This window comes from Roseibium sp. 10G30-5 (assembly GCF_055809635.1).
In genome coordinates this window covers 2589542-2615918 of sequence record NZ_CM147918.1, presented here as the reverse complement: position 1 = coordinate 2615918, position 26377 = coordinate 2589542, and the positions used below count along the sequence as shown (strand labels likewise).

The window sequence follows — 26377 nt, the reverse complement described above, 5'->3', positions numbered from 1 at the left end:
GACTGCGTCGGTCTGACCACCCGCCCTATCACAGGACACGGACCAGCTATTCGCCGGAGAGCGCGACCACCGGATCAAGCCGGGCGGCATTGCGCGCTGGAAGATAGCCGAAGACAACACCGATCATTGTGGAGACCGCAAAGGCGCCGATCATGCTTTGCGTTGAATAGACCAGCGGGAAATCCGGGGCGACTGCGGCAAAGACATAGCCGAAGCCCACCGCCAACAAGATCCCCATCACCCCGCCAATCAGGCAGACCAACACCGCCTCGATCAGGAACTGCTGAAGAATGTCGCTGCGCCTGGCTCCCACCGCCATACGAACACCAATCTCGGCAACACGCTCTGACACAGACACGAGCATGATGTTCATCACGCCAATGCCACCGACCAACAGTGAAATAACCGCAATAGATGCGATCAGGATCGTCAGCGTCTGGGTCGTGCTGGTGATCGTCTTGCGAATATCGTCCGTGTTCAGGATGAAAAAATCTTTCAACCCGTGGCGTCGTTGCAGCAAATCCGTCACCGCCTGTTCCGCGACATCCATCTCCACCGCGTCGGCCACGCGCAAGGTAATACTGCGCAAGCTCTGGCTGCCCAACATGCGGGTCTGCAACGTCGTGTAGGGTATATAGATCGACAGCCGATTGCTGGCCCCGAAGCCGCCCTGTTGCTTGGCGACCACCCCGACCACGCGCCCCGGCACCTTGCCCATAATGACAATTTTGCCAAGCGCATCATCTGCCTTGCCGTCGAATAGGGAGGATAGTGTGTTCTCATCAATAACGATGTCTTGAGCATAACTGCCGACATCATCCTGATCGAAGTAACTTCCTGCCAACAGGCTCAGACCCTTGACCTCGAAATAGGACGCGCCGACGCCATTGATCTGCGCCGTGGCCGTATTGCTTCCATAGACGGCGGTTTCGCTGGTCGTCACAGTCGGGGTGACGGCAACCACATAGGGCTCCGTTTCCAACTGGTCTGCATCGCCAACAACCAGTGTCGTCACCCGTCCTGACCGCGTGTCACCGAAGTCCTTGCCCGGGAAGATTTCCAGCGTGTTGGTGCCAAGATTGCTGATATTGGCCAGCACCTTCTGGCTGGTCCCCTGCCCCAGCGCTACAACGCACACCACAGAAGCAATGCCGATGATGATGCCGAGCATCGTCAACAGCGCGCGCACCCGGTGGGCGCTCATCGACAGAACGGCCATGCGCAGGGCTTCATAACTGCGGTCCAGCCCGCTACGCCATCGCCGCAAGCGACCAGCCTCCGACCGGGCGGCTGGCTCTCGCGACACACCGGACGCGACGCTGTCCTGAGTGTCAGAGGCAATCGGCGTTTCTGTGGTCGCCCCTTCCGGAACAGGAACTGCACTCTTGATCTGCCTGCGATCGGCCACGATCTCACCGTCACGGATCTCGATCACCCGGTCGGCCAGTTCCGCAATCGACGCGTCATGCGTGACGAGGATCAGTGTCTTGCCGTCGGCATGCAGCTCCTTGAGGACCTTGAGAACCTCTTCACCGCTGCGACTGTCGAGAGCACCGGTCGGCTCATCGGCCAGAATGATGTCTCCACCGTTCATCAACGCACGGGCAATGGACACGCGCTGCTGCTGACCACCGGACAGTTGGTTCGGGCGATGGTCTAACCGATCACCCAACCCAAGACGACTGAGCAGCGCACCACTGCGATCTCTGCGATCTGCCGGCGTCAGCCCCGCATAGATAGCGGGCACTTCGACATTGCCGAGTGCTGTCAGCTCGGTCAGCAGGTGGTAGCGCTGAAAGATGAAACCAAAATGCTCACGGCGTAGCCGCGCTTGTTCATCCGGCTCCAGCTTAGACGTTTCCTGCCCATTGACGGTGTAACTTCCTTCGCTTGGCTGATCGAGACATCCCAAAATATTCATCAGGGTCGATTTGCCTGATCCGGATTGACCGATGATGGCGACGAACTCACCCGCCTCGATTTCCAGATTGATGTCCTTGAGCACCTGAACAGGCATCTCACCAGAGTGGAAGACACGCGAGATATTCTCTAACTTCAGGACAATTTCAGCCATCGCCATCACAACCTGATTCCAGGACCGTGACGGCGCGAGCCTGACGATGAGGCCGCCCCACTGACCTTCTGGCCAACAATCACCGTGTCGCCCTGATCAAGACCTGACTTGATCTCGACATTGACCTTGTTGTTCAGGCCGGTGGTAACAGTCTTGCTGACAATCGCCCCGGTCTCGTCCAGAACACTCACCTTGTATTTGTTGTCGCCAAGGCTCTTTTGCAAAGCACCAACTGGAATGGTGAGAACATTCTTGGCCGAGCCCAGAACTATCTGCACTTCTGCCGTCATGTAGGTCTTGAGAACCCCATTCGGATTGGGAACATTGAAGATGCCATTGTAATAGATGGCATCGCTGGTGGAGGTTGAAGACGAGGAACTGGACGTCGATGTCGTCACCATGCTGTCGCTGGTGATGGAATCCGGAGCCGGTTCAATGCTTTCCAGCTTGGCGCTGTAGACCTTGCTCGGATCCCCAATGACGGAAAACCGCACCGGCAACCGCAGCTTGACCCGCACGATGTCGGCTTCCGAAATCTGTGTGCTGACGGTCATCTCGTTCAAATCGCCAACGATCACGATGGTCGGGGCAGACTGCGAAGCATTCACCGTTCGCCCCGCCTGATTAACGATGGCCAGAACAGTTCCCGCAACAGGAGCAGTGATTTTGGTGTAGCCGAGATTGGCTTTTGCAGTTGAAACAGAGACTTCCGCCTCCTCAATCTGCGCCTTGAGCGCGTCTATCTGGGCATTGGTCACCTTGACGGTAGCCTGCGCACTCTGCAAATCAGCGACGGCACCAGCGCGCTGTGACGACAGCTTCTCCTGTCGCTCCAGCGACTGCTTTGCCAATCCAAGATCCGCCTGCTTTTCAGCCAACTGTGCTTTCACCTGCGCCAGACTGGCCTGCGCCGTCTTGAGAGCGTTTTCCTGCGTCGTGGAATCAATTTCTGCGATGCGGTCTCCAGACTTGACCTGATCGCCCAGCTTCACGTCCAGCTTGGTGATCCGGCCTGAGGCCTGCGCGCCAACAGCAACCAGTGAGCTGGGACGCAGCGTCCCCGTTGCCAGCACCTTCACCTCGATATTGCCCTTGCCGACCTTTGCCGTCAGATAGCCAGCTGTCGGGTCAACCGGGTCGAAGTACCCCGTCTTCCACGCCCAGCCGCCCGCCAGCGCACACACGACAATCAGAAAAAGAATAAGGCGTATCCACCGGGACCGTTTCCTGCTCTTGCTCATTCAAAACTCCTGAAAACACCGCCCTTCCCAATGAATCCAAGAAGGCACCTGCTTTTGTCTGTTAATGCGCCGCACGCTGTTTGGATGCCACACGGGTTGTGCCTTGCCAGCCGCCGCCAAGGGCGCGCTGTAGCGAAATGTAATAAGTTGCCAGATCAACCTGGCTTTGAATTCGGCTGATTTCCGCCGAATATTGCGCGCGTTCTGCCGTTAAAACATCAAGGAAACTGATCTCACCAGACTGATACTGAACCCGCGATAAATTGAGGGCGTCGTCATAAGACTTTTCAGCCTGTCGCAGTTTCTGCAGCCGCGTCGCGGTGTTGTGCAGACCAACCAGAGCGTCTTCGACCTCTTTGAGCGCATTCAAGACTGTGCTCTTGAAGGTAAGGTAGGCCTAGTCTCGCTCCGCCTTGGTAACGTCTTCGGCAGCTTTCAACTTGCCCGCCTGAAACAGCGGGACGGAAACACTCGGCCCGAACGACCAGACGAGCGACGAGGCTTGCAGCAATTGCCCAACATCAGCCGACGACGTGCTGACACTGCCACTCAAGCCGACCGAGGGGTAACGCGCCGCTGTCGCCACGCCGATGTCTGCCGTTGCTGCTGCAAGATCGCGCTCTGCCGCCCGCACATCTGGGCGTCCTGTCAGAACATCCGCAGGAATGCCAACTGGAACAGGCAACCTTGGGCGCGGAATCGCGTGTTTCCTTGACATCAAGCCTTGTAGTGCATCCGGAGACTGGCCGGTCAACACGCCCATGCGATGAACAGCCTGTGCGTAGGCAACCTGCAAACTCGGGATGCGGGCGCGCGTTGACGCTGCCGTGCCGTCTGCTTTCACCACATCAAGATTGTTGGTGCTGCCGGCTTCATACCGCCGCCGGGTCAAATCAGCTGTTTCCTGCTGCGATTTTGCTGTTTCACGGGAGAATGCGATCTGAGCCTGATAGCCCCGCGCCTCCACATAATAAGTCGCCAGATCCGAAATCAGGCTGACAAGCGTATCGCGTAATTCTTCATCGGCACTTTGTACTCGGTAAAAAGCGGCCTGACGTGCACGCTGCTTGGCACCGAAAAGATCAATTTCCCAACTGGCGTCCGCAGATAATGTATTAGACCAAGTGACAGGGCCATTGCTCAAGCCGTTTTGCCTGCCGGTGCTTGACGCGTCGCCGGTAACATCGGGAAAGCTGTCACCCACCGCCTCACGGTAATTGGCCCGCGCTTCCAAAACAGCGGCCCGCGCTGATTGCAGGTCCAGATTGCCTTTGATGGCCGAGGCGACAAGGCGGGTCAAGATCGGATCGCGGAACTGTGTCCACCAGTCCGGCAACGCAGAGCGCGCCGACTGTGCGTCTAGAGCCCCACTGCCCCATTGCGCCGGAAGGCTGATCGGCGGACGGACATAATCAGGACCAACCACACACCCTCCCAACAGGAGACAAAACGCTAACTGACCGACTTTTTTCATCACCTCACCGGGTTCCTAAAGTCCAGGGCTGGACAAGCCCGATGCAGAGGCAGCCTGAAATATCCGGGTTCCATGAGCGATCAGGACGCACACGCAAACACCACCATGGAGAGGCAAACAAGCGCCACTGAACCCAGTTGCGCCGCCATCAGGATTTGTTTCTTCGTCACTATTGATAAAATGTAAATTCAGTCAACGACCAAACTGTAACAAAAGGTATCCGATCCTCGTGCGAATTCTGCCCTTTTGCACGCTCCAGACAACCTCAGACCGATAGCTTTCGAGTAACATTGTGGCGCAAAACGAGTCGCCACGGGGGCGGTTTTGCCGCGCCAATCGCCAAAATGCGGCGAAAACTCGAACTTATTGTCCACAATAAGCATTTTTTCCGCTTACTTCTGACGATTTTTGCAGACCCACCCGGCAAAATCGCCCTAGTGAATTCAAACAATTCCCAAGCTCTATTCGAGACACAAATAGACACACTTTCTGACAAACAGAATGGCTTTGCCGGTCACAAGCCCGCGGTTCACCGCAGAATACCCTTGTTTTTTACGACCTTGCCATTTTTACGGTGTAATGCCCGTCTACTTTTCAATGCCTGTTACTTCCATCACCAGCAATAATATCAGTGCTTTAACGGCAATTTAGCGACACCCGACTGAGCAATTTTACGGTAAATCAGGCATTTATTGCCGGTCAATCGGCAATAAATGCCTGACAAATACTTGATTTTATTTACTTTTCTAAAACCAAATTCGATTGTAAATCCAACCAGTGAGAAAAACCGCAAGGTCTGCTTGCAAGGACTGTTTCTCAAGGGTCAACGGATGAGTAGAGCGACGTCTCGGCATCAGAAAGAAAAGCTACCAGCTCCGGTTCAGGAGCCAGAGCAGAGTCGTGCCCACTCTGCACCTGCCACCGCTGAAGCACGGCCGGATGCCTCACTCCTCACCATCATGACCGACGATCAGCTTCTGGTCGAGATTGGAACAGACAATCAAAGTGCCTTCAAAATCCTGGTCGACCGACATGTAGACCGCGGATACGCCGTTGCTTTCCGTATCCTTCATAATTCGTCTGATGCCGAGGATGTGGTGCAGGAAGCCTTTTTGCGGGTCTGGACGCATCGCCAGCACTGGCAAACCGGTAAAGCGAAATTCTCAACCTGGCTGTTTCGTGTTGTCACCAATCGCTGCATCGATCTTCTGCGCAAGCCCAAGACCGAAGCCATGGAAATACTGCCGGAGGTGGATGACGGACGCCGCAGCCAGGTGGATGATCTGGTCCAGCAGGAAGCAAGCGCTGCTCTGAACGATGCAATCGCCAAACTTCCCGAGCAACAACGTATCGCTCTGATTTTTTCCTACATGGAAAACCTCAGCAATGCAGAGATCGCCGAAATCATGAATACAAGCGTTGCTGCGGTCGAGTCTCTGCTCAAGCGCGGCCGACAGAAGCTGCGCAGTTTGCTGCGTTCGACAGGCAGCGAGATCCTGGCGATGTTTATAAATACTTAACTATACACACTATTTCCCCTTATTTAAATGCGCCTGATTTTGCCCCCTCACTCCGTTCCATGATCAAGCGCGTCGGTTGCGCGCCGGATCTCTTCCCACATGGGGGGAAGGCTTCTAGTAAGACGTACGGAGTGGAAGATGCCCGTTATTTCGACTAACACCGCCGCGAACACCGCCGTTCGCTACCTGAACTCGAACTCCTCGGACATGTCTAATTCGCTGTCCAAGCTGGCCAGTGGCTCGCGCATCACCAAGGCATCTGACGATGCTGCTGGTCTTGCGATCTCCACCAAGCTTGACGCGGACGTGACGTCCCTGGAACAGGCATCGACGAACGCCTCGAATGGTATCTCGATCCTGCAGACCGCCGATGGCGGTGCTTCGAACATCAGCGACATCCTGCAGCGCATGAAGACCTTGTCTTCGAACTCCGCGTCCGGCACGGTCACTGATACAGAGCGCAAGTACATCCAGGCTGAATTCTCTCAGCTCAGCGATGAAATCGATGCCATCTCGACGTCGACCCGCTATAACGGCCAGAGCCTTCTGGACGGCACCAGCGATTTCTCCGACGATTCGACGAAGACGGCCGCTGAACTGAACTCGACCAGCCTGGAAACAGCAGCAACAGGCGCTGCAGTGACTTATGATGCAGGCGATGTCGGCATCACCGTTGCGAGTGGTAAGTCCGCAACCCTGTCGATCACGGCAGATGGCGGAACGCCTGTTGACGTGGCACTGGCTGATGGCGGCGGCTCCGACAAGACCTACACTGTCGATGACCTCGTAACTGCGATCAATGGCACTGCCGATGTTGGCGTTACAGCATCGAAAAATGGCGATGGCGACCTCGTCCTGACGGACAACACGACAGGTTCCACTTCGAGTGTCAGCGCGACCCTTACCAACGACAGCTCTTCTGTTGACATCGCAACCAATGCGACGACAACAGCTGGAACCGATACGTCGCTCGATATCTCCGCAGGCAACACTGTCAGCTTTGACGTCAACGACACGACAATCACACTTGGCGACGCTGCAAGCACCGACGCACAGAACCTCAATGTCTCTGACGTTGCAGATGCGATCAATGCCCAGCTGACTGCTGCAAATAACTTCGATGTCAGCGCATCTGTTGACGACGATGGCAACCTGCAGCTGACCAGCGCGAAGACGGGTTCGGATCAGTCTGTATCGGTTTCGAACTTCAGCACCACCGATGGCAGTGCAACGTTCGATGCTTCCAGCCTTGGCCATGGCCGAGACCACTGCAACTGGCACGACAACAGACGCAGCCACGACCGGTGCAAAAGTCGTTGTCGGGTCGGACGTTTCCGACACCATCACACTGACCATCGACTCGCTGACAACCAAGTCCCTGGGCGTAGATGGCCTCGACGTTTCCACGCAGTCCGGTGCTGAGAAAGCTCTGTCGGTTCTCGATGATGCCATCGACTCCGTGTCGAACGCACGTGCCGAAATGGGTGCGACCATGTCGCGCTTCGAGTTCCGCTCGAACCAGATCGACACCAGCATGGAAAACCTGAAGGCTGCTGCATCGACCATCTCCGATGTCGACATTGCGTCCGAACAGGCTTCCCTGTCGTCTTCGAGCGTGAAGGTTCAGGCCGCTGTGGCCGCTGCATCGCAGGCAAACAGCATGCCGCAGAACCTGCTGAAGCTGCTTCAGTAACAGCGGTTACGCTTTAGAAAACCAAAATGGATCGCGGGAGCCGAGGACACTCTTCGGCCCCCGCCTCCGCAAGGGTTCAACAACCCTGAAGTCGATGAGCACCCTTTCGCGCCCCATAGAGGATGAGGCATTCACATGGCGACGACGACAGACAGCACGTCCGCAAGCAGTGTTGCGAACAGCGCGACCACAACAGGCTCCTCGACAACTTCGACGATCAACTACTCGACCTCATCCAAGGATATTGACTGGGATGCGCTGATTGAAGCCGCGGTTGAAGCCAAAGAGGCTCCTGCGACCCAGGTCGAAACAAAAATTCAGAAAAACGACGCCAAGATTTCTGCCTATACCGACATGCAGACGTTGCTCCAGGGTATCGTCGATGCCGCGCAGGAAATTCGCGGCTCCGCTGACAGCATCACCAATAGCGATGATGCCTTCGACGCACAGCCAGGCCTATCTGACCGGATATGGGGATGTGGATGCTGACAGCGCCGTCGTTGTCACGACAGACCCCGGTGCCGAACTAACCGACTACAATCTCAAGATCAATCAGCTTGCCCAGGCGCAAAAAGTTGCCGGAGCGACCAAGGACGACAAAAGCACCGATCTTGGGTTAAGTGGCACGATGACCGTTGGGCTTGATGGCGGCGACACTGCCGATATCGACATTACCGACGACATGAGCCTGGCCGAAGTCGCAGAAGCCATCAACAAGCAGAGCGACACCACGAATGTCACGGCATCCGTTCTGCAGGTGGCCGATGGCAATTACCGTCTGATCATGACGGCACAGGACACCGGCAAGGAAATTCAACTCACCGACAGCGACGGCACGCTCACGCAGGATCTTGGGCTGCAGGCAAGTGACGGAAGCTGGACAGATGAGCTTCAGCAAGAACAAAACGCCGAAATCACGCTGGACGGTGTTGCGATCACGCGTTCATCCAACACCCTTGATGATGTCATCGATGGGGTGACCTTTACCTTGTACCAGCAAACCGATACTGACGCTTCGATCAATGTTGAGGTCTCTAACGACCTGACAACGATCAAGTCCGGCGTAACGGATCTGGTCGATGCCTATAATGCTTATCGCGACTGGGCGATGGGGCAACAGGAGTTGTCCTCCTCTGGTGGCGCATCCTCTGATGCGACCCTGTTCGGCGACACAACCCTGCGTGCGGCGAACAAGGCCGTCGCGGATGCGCTCGCCACAGTGATCGGGGAAGATTCGCTTTCAACGCTTGGCCTGTCCTACGACGAGAACAACAAGCTTGAACTGGACGAAGACACGCTGAACAATTCGCTTCTGAACAACCTGGACGCAGTTCACAAGCTCCTCGATTTTACCTACACGTCCACGTCGGATGACATCGCGATCCTCAAACGTCCGTCCTCCATGCCAGACAGCCTGTCTCTGGACGTAACTGTCGATGCAGACGGCAATCTGGCAGGGGCCTCTGTGAATGGCGATGACAGCCTGTTCACGGTCAGCGGAACACGTATCGTTGGTGCGACAGGATCGGCCTACGAAGGGATGACCTTCGTTTACACCGGCGACACGGACCAGACGATTGACATGACCTTTTCCTCCGGGATCATGGAAAAGCTCTACACCTCGATCAGCGATTATTCGGACACATCGAGTGGCAGCATTCAGGACCTGATCACCGGTTTGACCGACACGAACACGGACCTGCAAAGCAGCTACGACGACATCATGTCCAGCGCAGAGGACTACCGCAGCACGCTTGCGACACGATACGCCAAATATCAGGCAGCGATCGAGCAGGCCAACTCGACCCTCGACTATCTCACCGCCCTTCTGGATCAATCTTCCAACAGCGACAATTAAGCCTATGTCCTATGCTTTGAACCACGCTATCAATGCCTATCAGCAAGCTGCCACGACAATGCCTCCCCTGGCTGCAGTGACTCTGCTTTACGACAAGGTTCTCAACGAGATCTTGAAGTCGGCACAAGCCACCCGCGAACGTCAGTTCGAAAAGGCTTTCCTGCACAACCAGAGTGCCGTCAACGTCCTGCGCGGCCTGCGCCAGAACCTTGACATGGATCTGGGTGGCGAAATGGCCGAACAGCTTCTGGCTATGTACACCTCCAACATCGCGGCGCTGACCAATGTGATCGGCAAGAAAGATGCTGTCGAGCGCTACCGCAAGCTTGCCAAAAGCCTGCTGGCCCTACGAAACTCCTGGTCAGATATGACCAGCCTTTCTGCACGCGACTGGGCGCAGTATGAGCAGGAGTTTGATCAGGCGATTGCTGTCGCTGCCTGAGGCAAATGCAACCAGAACGCCAGTTGTGCGTTTTATGAAAGACATGGTCCGGGCAAGTGTCCGGACCTGACAATAGCTTAAAGGCGATACCTGCGGTGTGATGCAGGGTCCCGCCCCACCTCTGGCAGAGACGACATTCGACATGCTGCTTAACAATCTTCTTTCGGTCCGCGCTCCTGCCGACCTGTCCCAGCGTATCGTGGACAAGGCAACGACGCAGAAACCAGCAGCGGAGACTGACGCTGCAACCTCCACGCAGGCAAACTCGGCCACGCAAGCGAGCCAAGGTGCATCTGCTTATGGCGCGACCTCTGCAACAGACGAGGCAACCGCACAGGCCCAACAGTCTCCCTATCGCCGCGGCATCGTCGTATAAGACGCTCCTTCTGCGTCTTGCAATGGTGCAGATGGATACAAGCTGCCCGACCGCTTTTACCAGAGACAGGTCAGACCGCGCTTGAAATGAAACTGAAACGCCCTCCCCACGTCCCGTGGCGGAGGGTTTTTTGTGTCCCAAATCCACTCATCCCCTCCCCAAGAAACAGCGCATTTGGCCTGAGAGCGCGCCGCCAGTCGATTTACAGGCGCGGTGTCAGAATTTTTTTACAGGGAAGCTTTTGCCGAGCACCTTGGTGATTAACACCTCGGTAAGAAACTGTGGCGGGAATCCTTCCTCTTTCTGACTGTGAAACGTCACGCGCTCGGCATGTTTTACCCGGCACATTTTGCCCGTCCAGGCAGTAAAAAAAGTGCGCCTGATTAGGTTTTTTCATCCGTTTCTTTTTACAAAGGCACTTTTGCGAACCGTCATTTTTATCAATAAGTTAGAAATGCGGATCCTCTCAAGTAAAGCGAGTGGCAAATGACCATTTCGACTGTAAATTCGACAAGCACTGCAGCAGCGACGAGCACGTCGACCAGCTCTACGAGCTCGTCTCTTGGAATTTCTACAGATGACTTCCTGAGCTTGATGGTTCAACAACTTCAGAATCAGGATCCGACGAACCCGACGGATCCAAGTGCCTACATGGACAAGCTTGTCAGCTTTGCCAGCTACGACACTCAGTCCAGCATCTCGGATCAGCTCAGTTCGATCGTTGGCTCCATGTCCTCGGTCATGTCGGCCAGTGGCATGGGCTACGCCGGACAAACTGTCCAGGCAAATGGCAACACCAACTCCATCGCCGATGGCAGTGCGGAGTGGGGCTATACGCTCGACAGCAATGCATCCGACGTCACCCTCAATATCTCCGATGAAGATGGCAACGTCGTTTGGAGCGGAACAGGCAGCAACGACGCGGGCACCCATTCCCTTACATGGGATGGAACCGACAGCGACGGCAACCAGCTTCCGGATGGTGGAACTTACACCTTGAGCGTCGACGCAAAAGACTCTGACGGAAACGATGTTTCCGGTTCGACGACAATCACCGGCAAGGTCACGGCAGTGGACGTATCCGGGGATGAATCAGTGCTTAAAATCGGAGACGCCAGCGTCTCCGTCGACAGTGTTCTCTCTATTCTCGCATCGTGAAGGTTTAAGCCATGAGTTTGATGGGCGCCCTTAATTCCGCGGTATCCTCCCTGTACGCACAGAGCCAGGCTCTGTCGAACATCTCCGATAACCTCGCGAACTCCTCGACGACGGCCTACAAGTCGACGTCGACCAGCTTCTCCAGCCTGGTTGCAGGCAGCGCAAACGACAGCAGTGGCGGCGTTATCGCATCTGCCAGGACCAATGTCAGTGAGCAGGGTCTGTTGAATGCGACCGGCAGCGACACGGATCTTGCCATCGAAGGCGAAGGCTTTTTCGTGGTGTCCAACAACACGGACAGTGGGTCGGTCTACTACACCCGAAACGGTGAGTTCTCGGTCGATGATTCAGGCTACCTGAACAACGATGGTTACTACCTCATGGGCTGGGCGACGGATGCTGACGGCAAAGTCGACGGTGGCACGAATGAAGATTCGTTAAAGGCCATCAACGTCAACACAGTCACCAGTTCAATCGACGCCACCACTTCCGCAACCATGCAGGCCAATCTGCCTGCGGATGCAGAAGTCGGTTCCAGCTTCAGTACATCCTACGAAGTCTATGATTCTCTCGGCACCTCCAGCACCGTTTCCGTGACCTACAACAAGACTGCGGCAAACACCTGGACCATGACGGCCTCAAACCCGGTCTCCGCCTCAACAGGCGAAGAGATCGGCACGACCGAAATGAACCCGGTGACGATCAATTTCAATGAAGATGGCTCCCTTAAGTCGCTGACACAGGAAGATGCATCCGGCACAGAACAGACAGTCGACAAGGTCAACTACAACATCACAGGCTGGACGACGGGCGCTGCTGACAGCGATATCTCCATGAACCTTGGCACTGCTGATGCGACCGATGGTCTGACCCAGTATTCCACCGACACCTCCAACCCCGACATTACTGTGAAATCCGTTACGCAGGACGGTTTGGCTTACGGTGAACTGTCGTCAGTCGAAATCGGTGATGATGGTGCCGTGACCGCATTCTTCGACAATGGTGAAGAGCGTGTAATTTACAAGATCCCGGTTGCCACCTTCGCCAATGCTAACGGCATGTCAGAAGAAAGCGATGGTATCTACGCACGCTCATCCAGCTCCGGCGACAGCACTCTTCATGTAGCGGGCACAGGTGGTGCCGGCGACATCAACGGCGGATATCTGGAAGCCAGTACGGTTGATACCTCCAAGGAATTCAGCAACATGCTCTCCGCGCAGCAGGCCTATTCGTCCTCCTCGCAAATCATGTCTACCGCAGGCAATATGTTTGATTCCCTTCTTCAGGCTGTTCGGTAAGGAACATGTCTGACGAGGTTCAGGAGCACCAGAAGGATCTTCGGCGTATCATTTCGGAGATTGAACAGGTCCAGAAGGACCCTCCGTCGCAAACGCGTCATGTGCGGCTATTGCTTCTGAAACAAGATCTCGAAGCACTTCTTGCGAAGATGCAGACGGGACAGAAAGAGGTTGGAGAGGCCATGTCGCGGTCTCTCCAGTCCTCGCAAGTGGCCAATGCCTATGCACGGCACGCCTCCTTCAACAAGTATCATCGCTGAGTATCAGCGCTCCAACGAAGCCGAGGCCAAGATGCCCATTTCGCTGTCTTCCGAAACCATCGAAAAACTTGATTCCGTCGTGCAACACATGATCGACGTGGCGAACGAGTTGCTCGCGCTGACCAATGAAGAAAACGAGCGGCTGGACCAACAACACCCAGTACAGCTTGATGACCTGTTGACGCGCAAGCAATCGCTGATCTCCGAATACGAGAATGCGACCAAGAGCTTTGCAGCACAGCAAAATCTGCTCATCGAAGCCAACCGGGAACTGTTCGACACCTTCATCGAACGTAATCAGGTGCTGGCAACGGCCCTGGCAGAAAATGCTGCCAAATTGCAAAAGGCCATGTCTGTGAACCGCAATCGCATCGAAGTCATCATGCGGGCCATCCGGGAAGAACGCCAGGTCAGCCCATCGGGCTATGGTAGCCGCGGCACCAGCATCAATTCTACATCGCATCCAATTTCCATTCGCGGCGGTTATCAGGCCTGATCGGCCTGACGTGACCTCCCCCGCACCACGACAGACAGGCCGCCCATGACCTCTCTTAATGCAGCCAGCAAGATCGCATCAGGTTCGCTTGCCGCTACGCAGGTGCAGCTTTCGGTCACGTCCGCCAATATCGCCAATGCCGATACGGATGGCTACACCAAAAAAACCGCCAACCTCAGTTCCACCGTAACGGGAGCAAACGGGTCCGGCGTCGAGGTCTCCTCCATCACATCGAGCGTCAGCAAGCTGCTGATCGCGCAACTGACCTCCGCCACGTCCGATACGGCGGCTGCCCAGAACACGGCGGACTATCTGGATTCTCTTCAAACTGCCATGGGCAACGTCACAGACGGATCCGGCACGTCGTTATCCAGCACGCTGGCCGATCTCGAAACCACATTGACCAACCTGTCGAATACGCCGGAGAGCTCCAGTCTGGCGGCAGGCGCGGTCACCGCGCTTCAGGCAGTCACGGATCAGATCAACGACATCTCATCCACCGTACAGGGCTTGCGCGGGCAAGCAGATACTGAAATTGCGTCCAATGTAGATGATGCGAATGCGGCATTGTCCGAGATCGACAGTCTCAACGACCAGATCGTGACGGCACGCTCCAACGGCAACAGCACTGCCGATCTGGAAGACAGCCGCAACCAGGCACTGGTAAAACTGTCCGGCTATCTGGATGTCACCAGTTTCAGTGGTTCCGATGGCACGATGAAGGTCTACACCACAAGCGGCCAAGTGTTGGTCGACAATTCGGTGCATGAACTGTCATTTAATAATGCCAGCACCATGACAGCCAATCAATCCTATGACGGCACGTCGTCGGGTCTGTCCGGCATCACTGTCAATGGCACTGACATTACCTCATCACTCAAATCGGGTAGTATTTCGAGCCTGCTTGATCTGCGTGATACGACGCTGCCGAACGTGCAAAGCAGTCTGGATGAACTGTCTTCCAATCTTGCTACTCAATTCAATGCGGTCTCGCCAGATCTGATCAGCGGCACGACGGGGGCCGACATTACCGTCAACGCCGATGTCGTCAGCGACCCGAGCCTGCTTTTGGCCAGCGGAACAGACACACCGACAAAACTGCTCGACGTGCTGCAGGGCCAGACCGCGTTTGCCCAATCTGGCGACCTGCCCGCAACGACAACCGACTTCGCCTCCTACGCCTCCAGCATTCTGGGGTCAGTGGTCAATCAGACCAATGCCGCCAGCGACCAACTGGACACCGCAAATACGCAATTGACCACGGTTTCCAGCACGATTTCGTCGCTTTACGGTGTCAACGTGGATGAGGAAACGCAGCATTTGTCGGAACTGGAAAACCTGTATTCGGTGTCGTCGCAGATCCTGAGCACGATCCAGGAAATGTTCAAATCCCTGCTTGCCGCAGTTCAGTAAGGGGAAGTAGATGGTAACCCGTGTTGCAACTTTCGGCCTGTCGTCGACAATCATGCAAAATGCCCTGAAGACTCAGGCGAAGCTCGCCGAGAAACAGGTCCAGCAGTCGAGTGGTTTGATTTCAAGCGATTATGCCGGGCTTGGCACAAACGCATCAAAGGTGGTCAACCTCCAAACCTCGATCGAGCGTGCCAACTCGACCATCGACGCCGCCCAGACGACACAGGATCGGCTGGAGACAATGTATGCCTCTCTTGGTAGTATGAACGACCTGTTGACCAGCGCCCGCAGCGCCATGTCGGAATACTCAAGTTCCGGCGACCTGTCGTCTTTGCAGACGCAAATGAAGAGCCTGCTGGACGAATTCGCCAGCACGGTCAACACACAGTATCAAGGGCGCTATCTCTTCGCCGGGTCCGAAACCGAAACAAAACCAGTTTCCCTGGATGGCTACACCGTCGCGGATCTCGACACCGCCAACACCGACTATTACGCTGGCGACAGCGAAATCCAGTCTGTGCGCCTCAGTGCAACACAGTCGATGAGTTATGGCATTCCCGGCGACGACACCGGCATCGAGCAGGCTATCCGGGCCATGTCTTTCGTGAGCAATCTGAGCGCGAGTGATGCAGATTCCGACACGATCACCCAAGCTGGCGAACTGTTGACCAGCGCTCAGGACGCAATCATCGCGCAGCAGAGCACCACCAGCTACAAAGCCTCTTCGATCGCAGACAAGATCGAAAGCGAACAGACCTATGTCGCCAATGCGGAGACAATGTCCACCGATCTGACATCGGTTGACATTGCGAGTGTTGCGGCAGAAGCCAGCAACTACGAGACCCAGCTTACCGCCAGCTATTCTGCTCTCGGCAAGATCGCTAATCTCTCACTGGTCAACTATCTGAAATAACGAACGAACGACCTTGAACGTTCAAAGCCCTAGGGCAAATACTCCCGGGCTTTTTGTTATTTGTAGACTTCATCGTCAGAGGGGAATGTCCGTGCCCGGACCCCTTCGGCATAGTCCTTGGCAGCTGCATCGATCTGCTCGCCGACATTGGCGAACACTTTCACAAACCTCGGCACCCTTGGCGTCATTCCCAGCATGTCCGGCAGAACCAAAACCTGACCATCGCAGCGCGCTGACGCACCGATGCCGATGGTCGGAATGGCAACCTGCTCGGTGATGCGGGCGGCCAGCGGCTCGACCATGCCTTCAAGCACGACTGCGAACGCGCCCGCATCGGCGACAGCCTGCGCATCTTCTTCGTGCAGGTGCCAAGTGCTCTCGTCTCTGCCTTGCGTCTTGAACCCGCCCATAACGTTGCTTGATTGCGGGGTCAGTCCCGTGTGCGCCATGACCGGGATGCCGCGTTCCGTGAGAAAGCGGATGGTTTCGGCCATGCGCTTGCCGCCTTCCAGCTTCACCGCGCCGCAGTCGGTTTCCTGCATCACCCGCACTGCCGCCCGAAAGGCCGCTTCAGGACTTTCTTCATAACTGCCGAAAGGCAGATCCACGACCACCAATGCGCTCGATGATCCCCGCACCACGGCTTTGCCGTGAAGGATCATCATGTCCAGCGTGACGTTAATGGTTGAGTCGAGCCCATGCACCACCATGCCGACACTGTCGCCCACCAGCAGAAAATCCGAATGCGGATCAATAAGTGCAGCCGACTGCGCGTCATAGGCCGTTAAGCCGACAATCGGCTCTTTGCCCTTGCGGGCGGCAATCTGGGTCACGCTCATGCGTCGGACCTGTTTTTGTGCGCTCATGCGGCACTCCCCCTCAAGTCGAGCTATTCATAAATCTCAGCTTGCTCGCGCAAAATCGCTCAACTCGGCCCGCCAATGATTTTTTCATCAATCAAAAGAACCGATCCAAAGCGCACCGCCAGCAAAACAACGGCCTGTCCCTGAAGCGTGGCCTCAAGTGGCGTCAAATGGAGTGGATCAAGGATGTCGACGCTTTCAACCTGACCGAGATCGGCGCGCGCAAGCTCTGTCCTTAGTGTGGTTTGCAGATCAGCGATCGCAACATTCGGATGAGCTTGCGCCTGATCTCGTGCCTTCTCAAGCGCACGATTCAAGATCGCAGCCTGCGCTCGGGCCGCTGCCGACAGCCGGACGTTTCGCGATGACATTGCCAAACCATCGGCTTCGCGCAGTGTCGGGCTGCCAATGATCTGAATAGGAAAATCGAGATCCCGCACCATCTGGCGAACGACGGCCAGTTGCTGAAAGTCCTTTTCGCCAAAAACAGCAAACTGCGGCTGCACGATGTTGAAAAGCTTGGAAACAACTGTCGCTACGCCACGAAAATGGCCCGGACGCAAAGCTCCCTGCAACACACCACCCAGCTCAGGCACATCAATGAAGGTGCTCCCCCCGCTGTACATCTCATCAACGTTGGGAAGAAAGACCAGAGACACCCCGGCCTCCTTCAACAACGCCAAATCTCGCGCTTCATCGCGGGGGTAGCTGTCGAGATCCTCATTGGCACCGAACTGGGTCGGATTGACAAAGATGGACACCACCACTTTGTCGGCGACCGACGCCGCCTTGCGTACAAGGCTGACATGCCCCGCATGCAGATAGCCCATGGTCGGGACCAGCGCGACTTTGTGACCATCGGCTCGGAATGCTGCGACGTGGTCGCGCACATCCGCCTTCTTGGCACAAACCTGCATTCTATTTTCCTCTTAAAATCCGCCCGGCTGCCCTTGATCGAAAGGCCAGCCTGCACGGCTTTTAAGATGTCTGCGGTCCGGGGTCCAGCGTCACGAGCCGGATTTTGGTACGCTTGATATTACAACCCAGCCCTACGCCCATTCACAAGCCGCAGGACCGCGACGTCAGGCCCATTCTTCCTCGACAAAAGTTTCAACGCAATTGCCGGATCCCAAATAGGTCATTTCATCGAAACTGAGTTTCTTGGCTAGAATGATACCCCGGCCATTGGGCAGATCGATGCTCATCTCGCCCTGAATGAAAAACGCGTAATCAAACCCGTCGCCTTCGTCTCGAATGCTCAAACGGATCCCGGCAGTTTCCCGGACCAGATGAACCCGCACCAACCGCGATTGATATTTCGGATTTTCCAGACGCCGCTCGATTTCCTCTTCGAGAATGCCCTGCTGCAAGAGCTCGCTCTTTTGCTCGAAGGTGATGCCAAGATTACCATGTTCGACAGCGTTCGCGAGCAATTCCCACAACCCCGTTCGCACGCGGTCCGGATCCGGGTAGCGGATGCTGAGTTCTTCGCTCAGGAGCCGCGCATCCTCCATGGTGCGGGCAACAAAATCCTCGACCACAACATCGTCTGCATCATCATAGACACGCAGCGGTGTGATCCTGCCTTCCTCCTCGGCCCACGTGTCCAGATCGTGGTCTTCCTCACGCAGACGTACCGCCTGCAAGGGAGGTGCAACATGTTCCAGAAAGATCATCGTCAGATCGTCTTCAAGACCGTCGGGGGCCTTGTCGATCAGCTTCTGATAAAGGGCGCCTGGCCGTTTCGCCAGCGGCAGATCAATCAGACCATCGATCGTCTCGGGCAACTGCCCAGCCGGGAAACTGGGTTGATCAAGGCTGGGGGTTTCCACCATGGCATCACTATAGGCAAACAGCACAGACCCAGCCGCAAATGGCCGTTCGACGCTTTCATAGGTCACGGATTTCATGATGCCGAGCGGCAGACCACTCAGGTCAACCAATTCGGTCGGCCCATACCCTTGGATGACAGGCTCGGGTGCACCAGCGGAAACCAACCGGACACTGTTTGACTGAAAATCGAACTCGCAACACAAGAAGGTCGCGAACTGCCCGACAGGAAGACAATCATACAAAAAGTCATTAAGGGATGACACCCAGACCGACAGGTCCTCGAAATCGCTTGAACTGTTGGTGCGCAAAAATGTGTTCAGACGAAAGGTATTGAGTGCTGATTTGACACCGTGACCGGTGAAATCCGCGCTCCACATGCGGAAGCGCTTGTCGTCCACCGGCTCAATGCCCCATATATCGCCCGCAAGAAATTCGCATGGTTGGCTGTACCACGCGAACCGAACCGGAAAAGCAGCTTCAAAGGCCTGAATCTCTTCTGCTGCTGGCAAAAGCTCAAGCTGCATGATCTTGGCAGCATTCAGTTCTTCCCGCATCTGCTGGCGATACAACCGCAACCTTTGCACCAGCCGCAAGCGTTCAAGATGCAGACAGGTGCGACGGAGGAACTCGCGGGCATTGATCGGCTTGGTGATGAGATCACTGGCCCCAGCATCAAATACATCACCGCGCAACGACGGCGTGTCTGCTGTGGTCATGACGATGATTGGCGTTTCCCTAAACTCTGGTGTCTCCCGCAGTTCCCGGCAAACATCAAAGCCGGTTTTCACCGGCATGAACAGATCCGTGATGATCAGCTCCGGGTTCCAGTCCCGCGCGATGGCAATACCTGTATCACCATCCTCGGCAAACTTGAGATCCCGAAATCCGAAATTTTTGAGAATGGCATTGGTCGTCTTGCGCATCATGCCACTGTCTTCGACCAACAGGATGCGCGCGTCCAGAAGACGCTCATACTCGAGGATCTCGTGGTCAATGACGTGAGGCTGTGCAGTGTAATCGACCGTGCGAAGTGCAGAGCTCACCATGCTGTCGGATCCTAGTTTTCGACGGTCATGACTTTGTCGAACCGCGACAAGTCAAGCACCTTAGCAACATGCCCGACAGGCTTACGCAATGTGATTTCCATCCCGTTGACGCGCCCGGTATCCGCGGCAATCACCAACATTCCCAGCCCGGCAGAATCGATCGCCTTCAGCTCATGCAGATCCAGCACAAGAGCCTTGACTTCGCGCGCAACCGCATCGTCGAGCAAATCTCGAAAGACACCGTTGTCAGCATATCGAAACTCGCCACTCAAAGCGGCGATCAGATGGCCATCTTTCAGTTCAGTCTGAATATTCATGTCTCTCAATTCCCCAGAATGCTCCAGCACATTGCAACCATCGCGCCTGCCCCTTTTACAGCACGCCCTCAGAACAACTCGATGTCGTCGTCATCATCATCAGCGGCCGCCTTTGTGGTCGTCGCTGCGGTGACTTCAAGACCGAATTCCTTCTGAAAGGCCGTCTTGAGGTCTCCCAGTTTGAAGATCCCCGCGATTTCGGTGGCAATCGCCTGGCGCAATTGTTGTGCTTCCGCAGAGTGAACATCCAACCCTTGCGGCTTGTAGGCGCTGGACGCTGCCAGCATTTGCAAGATAGCGTCACACACACCTTCAAGGCGTTGTTTGGAGCGATCCTGAAACTGCATCTCAACGATGGACGCGCCAATCTGGCTTTCCATCGTCTGACTGACCTCACTGCTCTTCTGCAACGACTGGCTCAACGCTTCGCTCTGCTGCACAAACCCATCCGTCATCATCTTCAGCCGACTGTGCGCATTGACGTTTTCTTCCGACACATCAACCGTGGCAATCTCCTTGATGATCGCATAACCACTGTCCAGCCCCCCTTGCACCCGGCTGGTCTGGCTGCGCAGGTCCATCGAGAGCTCGTTCACAGAGACGGCAAGCTGGCGGACCTCATCGGCGACAACAGCAAACCCTTTGCCAGCCTCACCAGCACGGGCGGCTTCAATCTTGGCATTCAGGGCCAGAAGGTTCGTCTGCTTGTTGATGCGTTCAATTTCATTGATGCTTTCCTGCATCGCTTCAAGCACCTTGAAGATGTCATCCAGCGTGTAGGAAATCTTCATCCCGCGGGAAGACAGGAAGACCACCTTCTTGAAGAAGTCTTCCATCGTGTTCTTCAGATCGCTGGCGATCCGCTCGGTCGGGATTTTCTCACCGTCCACCTCGACGTTTTGAACATCCTGCGCCATCTGCTGTGACACGCCGGTCTGTTCGCGCGACGCTGCCGCGAGATCCCGAAAACGATCGGTTAGCGCGGTTGTACTGCGCTCGACGTAATCTGAGACGTCCATGATTTCGGAGATAAGAAAGCGCAGAGCCTTGTCCTGAACCTTGTCCAGTTCGGTCAGCCGCACGAGAGGATCCTTGGGAAACTCTCCGCCACCCACAGGCTCTGAGGGAGCGGCGTCCTCCGCTTCAACCTCTGGCTCCATCTCCGTCGATGTGACGTCGTTCACCTGATCTCCGGTTTCGTCATGATCGAGATACTGTGCATCAGCTTCGGCTTCATCGAAGTCCCGTGTCAGATCGTCTTCGACCTGAACATCTGCTCTCATCGACATGTCTGCTTGCCCACTCATTACTTTTGCAAAGCCCCTTGCACTCACCCTTGATCGACGATCCGACGTGCACCACTCATGAGGGCGCATGGATATGACAGCTCATTGCCAATCGTCAGATACGAATGGCCTGTTTGCCCCCTTTGGAGCATGTTTCGAGAATCTTCTGCGGGAACCGGCCCAATGACACCTGTTCCTGAACTGCGCCCAATTCAAAAGCCGCGCGTGGCATTCCATAGACAATGGAAGAGGCCTCGTCCTTAGCCAAGTGTCGCCCCCCTTTTTCGCGGATTGCCCGAAGCCCTTCGGCTCCATCACGCCCCATGCCGGTGAGAAGCACACCTATTGCGTTTACGCCCACATTATGCGCGACAGAGTTGAACAGGACGTCAACGGAGGGACAATGCCCGCTGACGGGTTGACTTCCCGCCACACGGCAAATGTAATTTGCACCTGAGCGCTCGACGGTCATGTGCCGGTCTCCTGGTGCCAGATAGACATGCCCCGGCATCAGCCGCTCGCCCCCTTGCGCTTCCTGAACACGCATTGCGCAACAGGCATCAAGCCGCGCGGCGAATTTGGCCGTGAAGCCCACCGGCATATGCTGCGCCATGGCGATGGCAGGGCAGTCGCCCGGCAGCGCCCGCAAAATCTGGGTAATCGCGTCCACACCGCCAGTTGATGCGCCAATGCAGATGATTTTCTCCGTTGTCCTGTACTGGATGCTTGAATTTCCAGCCGGTACATTCGGCGCTGCCGGTGCCTTGTTTCTCTGATAGACCTTGCTCATGGCGGCCGCCTTGACCTTGGAAATGATTTCGGCCCGCATTCCTGAGAAGCTTTCCTTCAGGTCGGCCATGGGCTTGGCAACAATCTCCACCGCTCCCAACTCCATCGCCCGAAAGGCCACTTCGGCCCCTTTCTGCGTCAGGGACGACACCATGACCACAGGCATGGGCCGCAAGGTCATGATCTTGTCGAGAAAGTTCAGCCCATCCATGCGTGGCATCTCCACATCAAGCGTAATGACATCCGGATTGAGCTCCTTGATCATCTTACGCGCGAACATCGGATCCGAGGCCGCGCCGACAACATCGATCTGTCCATCCGACGCCAGCATGTCCGTCAGAAGCTGGCGAACGAGTGCGCTGTCGTCGACGATAAGAACCTTGATCCTGCGGTGCATGGCCTCTTCCCTTGCAATTTCTCAAAACAGCTCGACAGAGCCACCCTCATCATCCGGCTTGGCAATCTGGTCGGCATAGGCGCGTTCTGCCAGCTTGATGCGTTGGCTTGCTTCGGTGCGGATATAAATCTGATGCACAACGCCCGTTTTCGGGTGGTAGTGGATGCGACGCGGGTGATTTCCGCCCAGATCATTGGCGCGCAGTTTCAGACCTTCTTCCTGCAAGTACCGCAGGATGAACTCACAGTTGCGCTTGCCGACCTGCATGCCGGAATGAAACCCCAGATCAGAGCCGCCAAACACCTTCACTTCAAGCTGGCTGCGCGGGCACAGACTGCTGCGCATGATCATGTTGATCAGCGCTTCCATGGCGTAGTTGCCATAGCGCAGAGAGGCATCGACAGGGTCATTCGGCTGAAGGCGGGCTTCCGGCAACATGAAATGGTTCATGCCACCAAACCCCGTCACAGGATCGCGGATGCAAGCCGAGACGCAGGACCCCAGAACGGTGACCAGGATCGAGTCATCATTCGCTGACGTACATGCCTCTCCCGGCAAGACACGGATATTGTCAGTCGAATACCCCATTGGCGTACGCGGAACCGGCATCTGGACAGAACACCCTGCTGGTGCGGCCATTGGAGATGTGCTCAATGCCACCATCACTCGCCTACCTTTTGATAGATTGTCTTGCCCATGGAAACAAAGAGGCCTCGCTGATCGAGGTAGCTTTCCGAATGGCCGATGTAGAGAAATCCGGAGGGAGCGAGGCAGTCGTAGAAACGCTGGAACAAGCGCTCCTTCGTCGGATTGTCGAAATAGATCATGACATTCCGACAGAAGATGACATCGAACCGGCCACGCATTGGCCAGCCTTCCATCAGATTCAACTGCTTGAACGTGATCTGACGTTTGAGTTCTTCACGCATCTCGACTGTATCTGCGCCATGTTTGCGATACCAGCGAGTCCGGTTTTGGGCAGCGAAATCCTCGACATCCTTCAAAGGATAGACCCCGTCGCGTCCCTTACGCACCATTGAGGTATCGAGGTCTGTTGCCAGAATGCGCAGATCAAGGTCCTTGGTGACGAGGCAAGCATTCGGCCACGGTCATCGCCATGGAATACGGCTCTTCGCCCGAAGAGCACCCTGCCGACCACAGACGCACGCGTGTGTTGCGTGGCGCACTGTGGAACAGGCGGCGCAGCGTCTGGCTCAGATGCTCAAAATGATGTTCCTCACGAAAGAAGCGCGTCAGGTTTGTGGTGATCGCGTTGATCAACAAGCCTACTTCCGCTTCGATCTCCGGCCCGCGACCTTCCAGCCGTTTGCAATAGTCTTCAAAATTGTCGAGGCCCAGTTCGCGCAGACGTCGCGCCAACCGGGAATAGACCATGTTCTGCTTGTGATCCGCCAGAACAATGCCAGCCCGTTCGTAAACGAGTTTGGCGAGATAGGAGAACTCCTTCTTCTTGAAGTGAAACTCCCGCTCCGGCTTGTGATGCAACTCTGCTAACATTCCTCAACTTTCTACAAGAGATGGTTCCCGCGCCGCCGGAAAGACGACGGCGCGGGACCAAAGGAAGCAGATCAGAACTCTTTCCAGTCATCATCATGATGGAAGGCATTGGAGAGATTTTCCTGCAAGGCAACCGCGCCGCGCGGCGCTGGTGCTGCGGCATATCCGCCGCCGCTGCGTCCCCCGACTGCTGCCACCTTGGGCCGTTGATACTCTGCCGCGCGGACCGATGAACGCGGCTCGGCCTGTCGTGCGGTGGTCGCATCGATCTTGAAGAATGCCATCCGTGTCGTCATGTTTTCAGCACTGGCTTTGCAGCATCCGGCACGCTGCCGCATTTTCCTCGACCAGCGAAGAGTTCTGCTGCGTCATCTGATCCATCTGGCTGACGGCACGGTTGATTTCTTCAACACCGGTAGCCTGCTGACGGCTGGCAGCCGCAATCTCAGAGACAATATCCGCGACGCGCTTCACGGAGCTAACGATGTCTGCCAGCGTTTCGCCCGTGTTGTTGACGAGTTCGACGCCATCCGTCACCTGCGATCCGCTCTCGACGATCAGCTCCTTGATGTCCTTGGCCGCTTCCGATGATCTTTGTGCCTAGGGAGCGCACTTCAGATGCGACAACCGCAAAACCCTTGCCAGCATCACCTGCCCGGGCGGCTTCCACTGCCGCATTCAGGGCCAGAAGGTTGGTCTGGAAGGCAATTTCATCAATAACCCCGATGATATCGGAGATCTTCTGCGACGAAGATTCGATGCGTCCCATGGCTTGCACCGCACGGGAGACAACGCTGCCCCCTTCGCTGGCCACCTGATTGGCGCTGGCGACAAGCTGGTCTGCCTGTTGGGCGTTCTCTGCATTTTGGCGAATCGTCGCCGCCATCTCTTCCATCGAAGCGGAGGTTTCTTCCAGATTGGAGGCCTGCTGCTCGGTCCGCTGTGACAAGTCGGTGGTTCCCGACGTGATCTCAGCCGATGCGTTGCTGACTTCCCTCGCACCGGAGGCAACTTCGCCGACAATATCCGACAGACGCTCCGCCGTCTCGTTCAGGCTGGTTTTCAGGTCATTGAACATGCCCGAATAATCGGTGGTGATGCGCACCGAAAGGTCCCCCTGCGACAGGCGGGTCAGATTGCTACTGACTTCATCCAGCGCATTGGCAGTCGTGGCGCAGAGCGTGTTCATGGATCTCGCTCAGCCGAAGCATGAAGCCGGATTTTCCTTCCAGCGGCAGGGATGCGCGCAAGTTACCGCTGGACGCCTCGGTCACCAGATCAGCGATCTCGCGCTCGATGCGACGCTCTTCGGTATTGTCGACCCATTCCAGAACCGTGCCGAGGTATTCTCCCTGATCGTTCATCACCGGATTGGCGACGAGACCAAACTCACGTCCGCCGATATGAAGTGTCGTCGCGTAGGTGGAAGAAAGTTGTTCAAGAACAGCGCGCTGCTGCGATGGATCCTTGATCAGACTGTCGACGCGCGCGCCAAGCAGTCGGCCCGGATTGAACCCTGGCAACTCCTTGCGCATGTCGCCTTCCGCGGCTTCCAGCATTTGCAGCATGGCGTCATTCAGGTAGGAGATTTCGCCCTGACGGTTCGCCAGCACAACGCAAGTGGAACAATTATCAAGGGCGACCTTGATCCGGGTGCTGACGACCAAGGCATCATCGGATTTGACGGCAGCCTGTCGGAAGCCTTCCAGTTCGCGAGCCAGATCGCCGATTTCATCTCCAACCGTCAGATAGGGCACTTCAGCATTGAGGTTGCCATGTGCCACATCTGTCGTCACATCGGAGATGATCTTCAACCGCTTGGCGACGCCATTGCGGATCATCATTGCGAAGAAGATCGAGATCGCCAGAGCAACAATGGCGGCTCCCATATTGACGTAGAGCGATGTGGTGGTAACAGCTTCGCCAGCATGTGCCGCGTTTTCAGAATCTGCCGTAAACTGATCGAACAGCTGTTTGAAATCCGTTTCGATCGCGTCATTCAAGGTGATGAAGTCGCCATCCAGTGTGCTGCGCAACTCCTCGCTCAACTTTGCTGCCTGCGTGTAGTCGGCAAAGTGGGCAGACAGCTGACCGGCGACTGACGCCGCCATT

At 56.0% G+C, this 26377-nt stretch carries 28 protein-coding genes and 1 pseudogene; 13 read left to right on the top strand and 16 right to left on the bottom strand.

Translation table 11 applies throughout. The annotated features are described in order from the left end of the window. Positions 1-46 precede the first annotated feature (46 nt). The 3 genes and pseudogenes from AC0L7U_RS13240 to AC0L7U_RS13230 form a co-directional block, all read right to left on the bottom strand. Positions 47-2074, bottom strand: a complete 2028-nt coding sequence (locus AC0L7U_RS13240; protein WP_473695820.1) for a MacB family efflux pump subunit — start codon at positions 2072-2074, stop codon at positions 47-49. 5 nt (positions 2075-2079) lie between these two features. Continuing rightward, positions 2080-3315, bottom strand: coding sequence for an efflux RND transporter periplasmic adaptor subunit (locus tag AC0L7U_RS13235; RefSeq protein ID WP_473691318.1), 1236 nt, complete (start codon positions 3313-3315; stop codon positions 2080-2082). A gap of 61 nt (positions 3316-3376) precedes the next feature. Further along, positions 3377-4741: pseudogene (locus AC0L7U_RS13230) on the bottom strand (efflux transporter outer membrane subunit). A gap of 761 nt (positions 4742-5502) precedes the next feature. Here AC0L7U_RS13230 and AC0L7U_RS13225 point away from each other — a divergent pair. The 13 genes from AC0L7U_RS13225 to AC0L7U_RS13165 all read left to right on the top strand — a co-directional run bounded on the left by AC0L7U_RS13225 (position 5503) and on the right by AC0L7U_RS13165 (position 16216). After that, on the top strand, positions 5503-6309 hold the full coding sequence (locus tag AC0L7U_RS13225) for an RNA polymerase sigma factor (protein WP_473691316.1): 807 nt from the start codon (positions 5503-5505) through the stop codon (positions 6307-6309). Positions 6310-6447: 138 nt separating this feature from the next. Continuing rightward, positions 6448-7731 carry a flagellin N-terminal helical domain-containing protein gene (locus AC0L7U_RS13220; protein WP_473691315.1) on the top strand — a complete coding sequence of 428 codons (1284 nt, stop codon included), beginning with the start codon at positions 6448-6450 and terminating at the stop codon, positions 7729-7731. Between the two features lie 37 nt (positions 7732-7768). Beyond that, entirely contained in the window at positions 7769-8002 is a 234-nt protein-coding gene (locus AC0L7U_RS13215) for a flagellin (RefSeq protein WP_473691313.1), read from the top strand. A 135-nt stretch (positions 8003-8137) separates the two neighbouring features. Continuing rightward, positions 8138-8491 (top strand): flagellar cap protein FliD N-terminal domain-containing protein, encoded by a 354-nt coding sequence (locus AC0L7U_RS13210; protein ID WP_473691311.1) that lies wholly within the window; start codon positions 8138-8140, stop codon positions 8489-8491. After that, entirely contained in the window at positions 8433-9860 is a 1428-nt protein-coding gene (gene fliD / locus AC0L7U_RS13205) for a flagellar filament capping protein FliD (RefSeq protein ID WP_473691309.1), read from the top strand. The genes AC0L7U_RS13210 and fliD overlap by 59 nt, the downstream gene beginning before the upstream one ends. 4 nt (positions 9861-9864) lie before the next feature. Continuing rightward, positions 9865-10302 carry a flagellar export chaperone FliS gene (locus AC0L7U_RS13200; protein WP_473691307.1) on the top strand — a complete coding sequence of 146 codons (438 nt, stop codon included), beginning with the start codon at positions 9865-9867 and terminating at the stop codon, positions 10300-10302. A gap of 97 nt (positions 10303-10399) precedes the next feature. Next, a complete protein-coding gene (locus AC0L7U_RS13195; RefSeq protein WP_473691306.1) occupies positions 10400-10678 on the top strand; it encodes a hypothetical protein in 279 nt (92 codons plus the stop codon). A gap of 486 nt (positions 10679-11164) precedes the next feature. Continuing rightward, positions 11165-11836 (top strand): flagellar hook assembly protein FlgD, encoded by a 672-nt coding sequence (locus AC0L7U_RS13190; protein WP_473691304.1) that lies wholly within the window; start codon positions 11165-11167, stop codon positions 11834-11836. 11 nt (positions 11837-11847) lie between these two features. Next, positions 11848-13134, top strand: coding sequence for a flagellar hook protein FlgE (gene flgE, locus AC0L7U_RS13185; protein ID WP_473691302.1), 1287 nt, complete (start codon positions 11848-11850; stop codon positions 13132-13134). Positions 13135-13139: 5 nt separating this feature from the next. Next, positions 13140-13394 carry a hypothetical protein gene (locus AC0L7U_RS13180; RefSeq protein WP_473691300.1) on the top strand — a complete coding sequence of 85 codons (255 nt, stop codon included), beginning with the start codon at positions 13140-13142 and terminating at the stop codon, positions 13392-13394. Positions 13395-13425: 31 nt separating this feature from the next. Further along, a complete protein-coding gene (locus AC0L7U_RS13175) occupies positions 13426-13890 on the top strand; it encodes a hypothetical protein (protein ID WP_473691299.1) in 465 nt (154 codons plus the stop codon). Between the two features lie 45 nt (positions 13891-13935). Beyond that, positions 13936-15303, top strand: coding sequence for a flagellar hook-associated protein FlgK (gene flgK, locus AC0L7U_RS13170; protein WP_473691297.1), 1368 nt, complete (start codon positions 13936-13938; stop codon positions 15301-15303). A gap of 10 nt (positions 15304-15313) precedes the next feature. Further along, positions 15314-16216 carry a flagellin gene (locus AC0L7U_RS13165; RefSeq protein ID WP_473691295.1) on the top strand — a complete coding sequence of 301 codons (903 nt, stop codon included), beginning with the start codon at positions 15314-15316 and terminating at the stop codon, positions 16214-16216. A 56-nt stretch (positions 16217-16272) separates the two neighbouring features. Here the strand turns inward: AC0L7U_RS13165 and panB are convergent, their stop codons facing one another. The 13 genes from panB to AC0L7U_RS13100 all read right to left on the bottom strand — a co-directional run bounded on the left by panB (position 16273) and on the right by AC0L7U_RS13100 (position 26376). Beyond that, positions 16273-17082: a 3-methyl-2-oxobutanoate hydroxymethyltransferase gene (gene panB / locus AC0L7U_RS13160; RefSeq protein ID WP_473691294.1), complete on the bottom strand. Its 810-nt coding sequence runs from the start codon at positions 17080-17082 to the stop codon at positions 16273-16275. Positions 17083-17141: 59 nt separating this feature from the next. After that, positions 17142-17996, bottom strand: a complete 855-nt coding sequence (gene panC, locus AC0L7U_RS13155; protein ID WP_473691292.1) for a pantoate--beta-alanine ligase — start codon at positions 17994-17996, stop codon at positions 17142-17144. Between the two features lie 165 nt (positions 17997-18161). Beyond that, entirely contained in the window at positions 18162-19958 is a 1797-nt protein-coding gene (locus tag AC0L7U_RS13150; RefSeq protein ID WP_473691290.1) for an ATP-binding SpoIIE family protein phosphatase, read from the bottom strand. Between the two features lie 11 nt (positions 19959-19969). Beyond that, on the bottom strand, positions 19970-20275 hold the full coding sequence (locus AC0L7U_RS13145; protein WP_473691288.1) for an STAS domain-containing protein: 306 nt from the start codon (positions 20273-20275) through the stop codon (positions 19970-19972). A 68-nt stretch (positions 20276-20343) separates the two neighbouring features. Beyond that, positions 20344-21564 carry a methyl-accepting chemotaxis protein gene (locus tag AC0L7U_RS13140; RefSeq protein ID WP_473691286.1) on the bottom strand — a complete coding sequence of 407 codons (1221 nt, stop codon included), beginning with the start codon at positions 21562-21564 and terminating at the stop codon, positions 20344-20346. Positions 21565-21676: 112 nt separating this feature from the next. Beyond that, a complete protein-coding gene (locus AC0L7U_RS13135; protein WP_473691284.1) occupies positions 21677-22747 on the bottom strand; it encodes a protein-glutamate methylesterase/protein-glutamine glutaminase in 1071 nt (356 codons plus the stop codon). Positions 22748-22768: 21 nt separating this feature from the next. After that, positions 22769-23386: a chemoreceptor glutamine deamidase CheD gene (locus tag AC0L7U_RS13130; protein WP_473691282.1), complete on the bottom strand. Its 618-nt coding sequence runs from the start codon at positions 23384-23386 to the stop codon at positions 22769-22771. Positions 23387-23409: 23 nt separating this feature from the next. Next, on the bottom strand, positions 23410-23784 hold the full coding sequence (locus AC0L7U_RS13125; RefSeq protein WP_473691281.1) for a CheR family methyltransferase: 375 nt from the start codon (positions 23782-23784) through the stop codon (positions 23410-23412). 34 nt (positions 23785-23818) lie between these two features. Then, a complete protein-coding gene (locus AC0L7U_RS13120; protein WP_473691279.1) occupies positions 23819-24265 on the bottom strand; it encodes a CheR family methyltransferase in 447 nt (148 codons plus the stop codon). Between the two features lie 71 nt (positions 24266-24336). Then, the gene (locus AC0L7U_RS13115; RefSeq protein ID WP_473691277.1) at positions 24337-24549 is read right to left on the bottom strand and encodes a hypothetical protein; all 213 of its coding nucleotides are present in this window, start codon (positions 24547-24549) and stop codon (positions 24337-24339) included. 16 nt (positions 24550-24565) lie between these two features. After that, the gene (locus AC0L7U_RS13110) at positions 24566-24823 is read right to left on the bottom strand and encodes a methyl-accepting chemotaxis protein (RefSeq protein WP_473695818.1); all 258 of its coding nucleotides are present in this window, start codon (positions 24821-24823) and stop codon (positions 24566-24568) included. After that, on the bottom strand, positions 24744-25454 hold the full coding sequence (locus AC0L7U_RS13105; RefSeq protein WP_473691275.1) for a methyl-accepting chemotaxis protein: 711 nt from the start codon (positions 25452-25454) through the stop codon (positions 24744-24746). Before AC0L7U_RS13105 ends, AC0L7U_RS13110 begins: the two co-directional genes overlap by 80 nt. Next, positions 25414-26376 (bottom strand): HAMP domain-containing protein, encoded by a 963-nt coding sequence (locus tag AC0L7U_RS13100; RefSeq protein ID WP_473691273.1) that lies wholly within the window; start codon positions 26374-26376, stop codon positions 25414-25416. The genes AC0L7U_RS13105 and AC0L7U_RS13100 overlap by 41 nt, the downstream gene beginning before the upstream one ends. Position 26377: the final 1 nt, after the last annotated feature.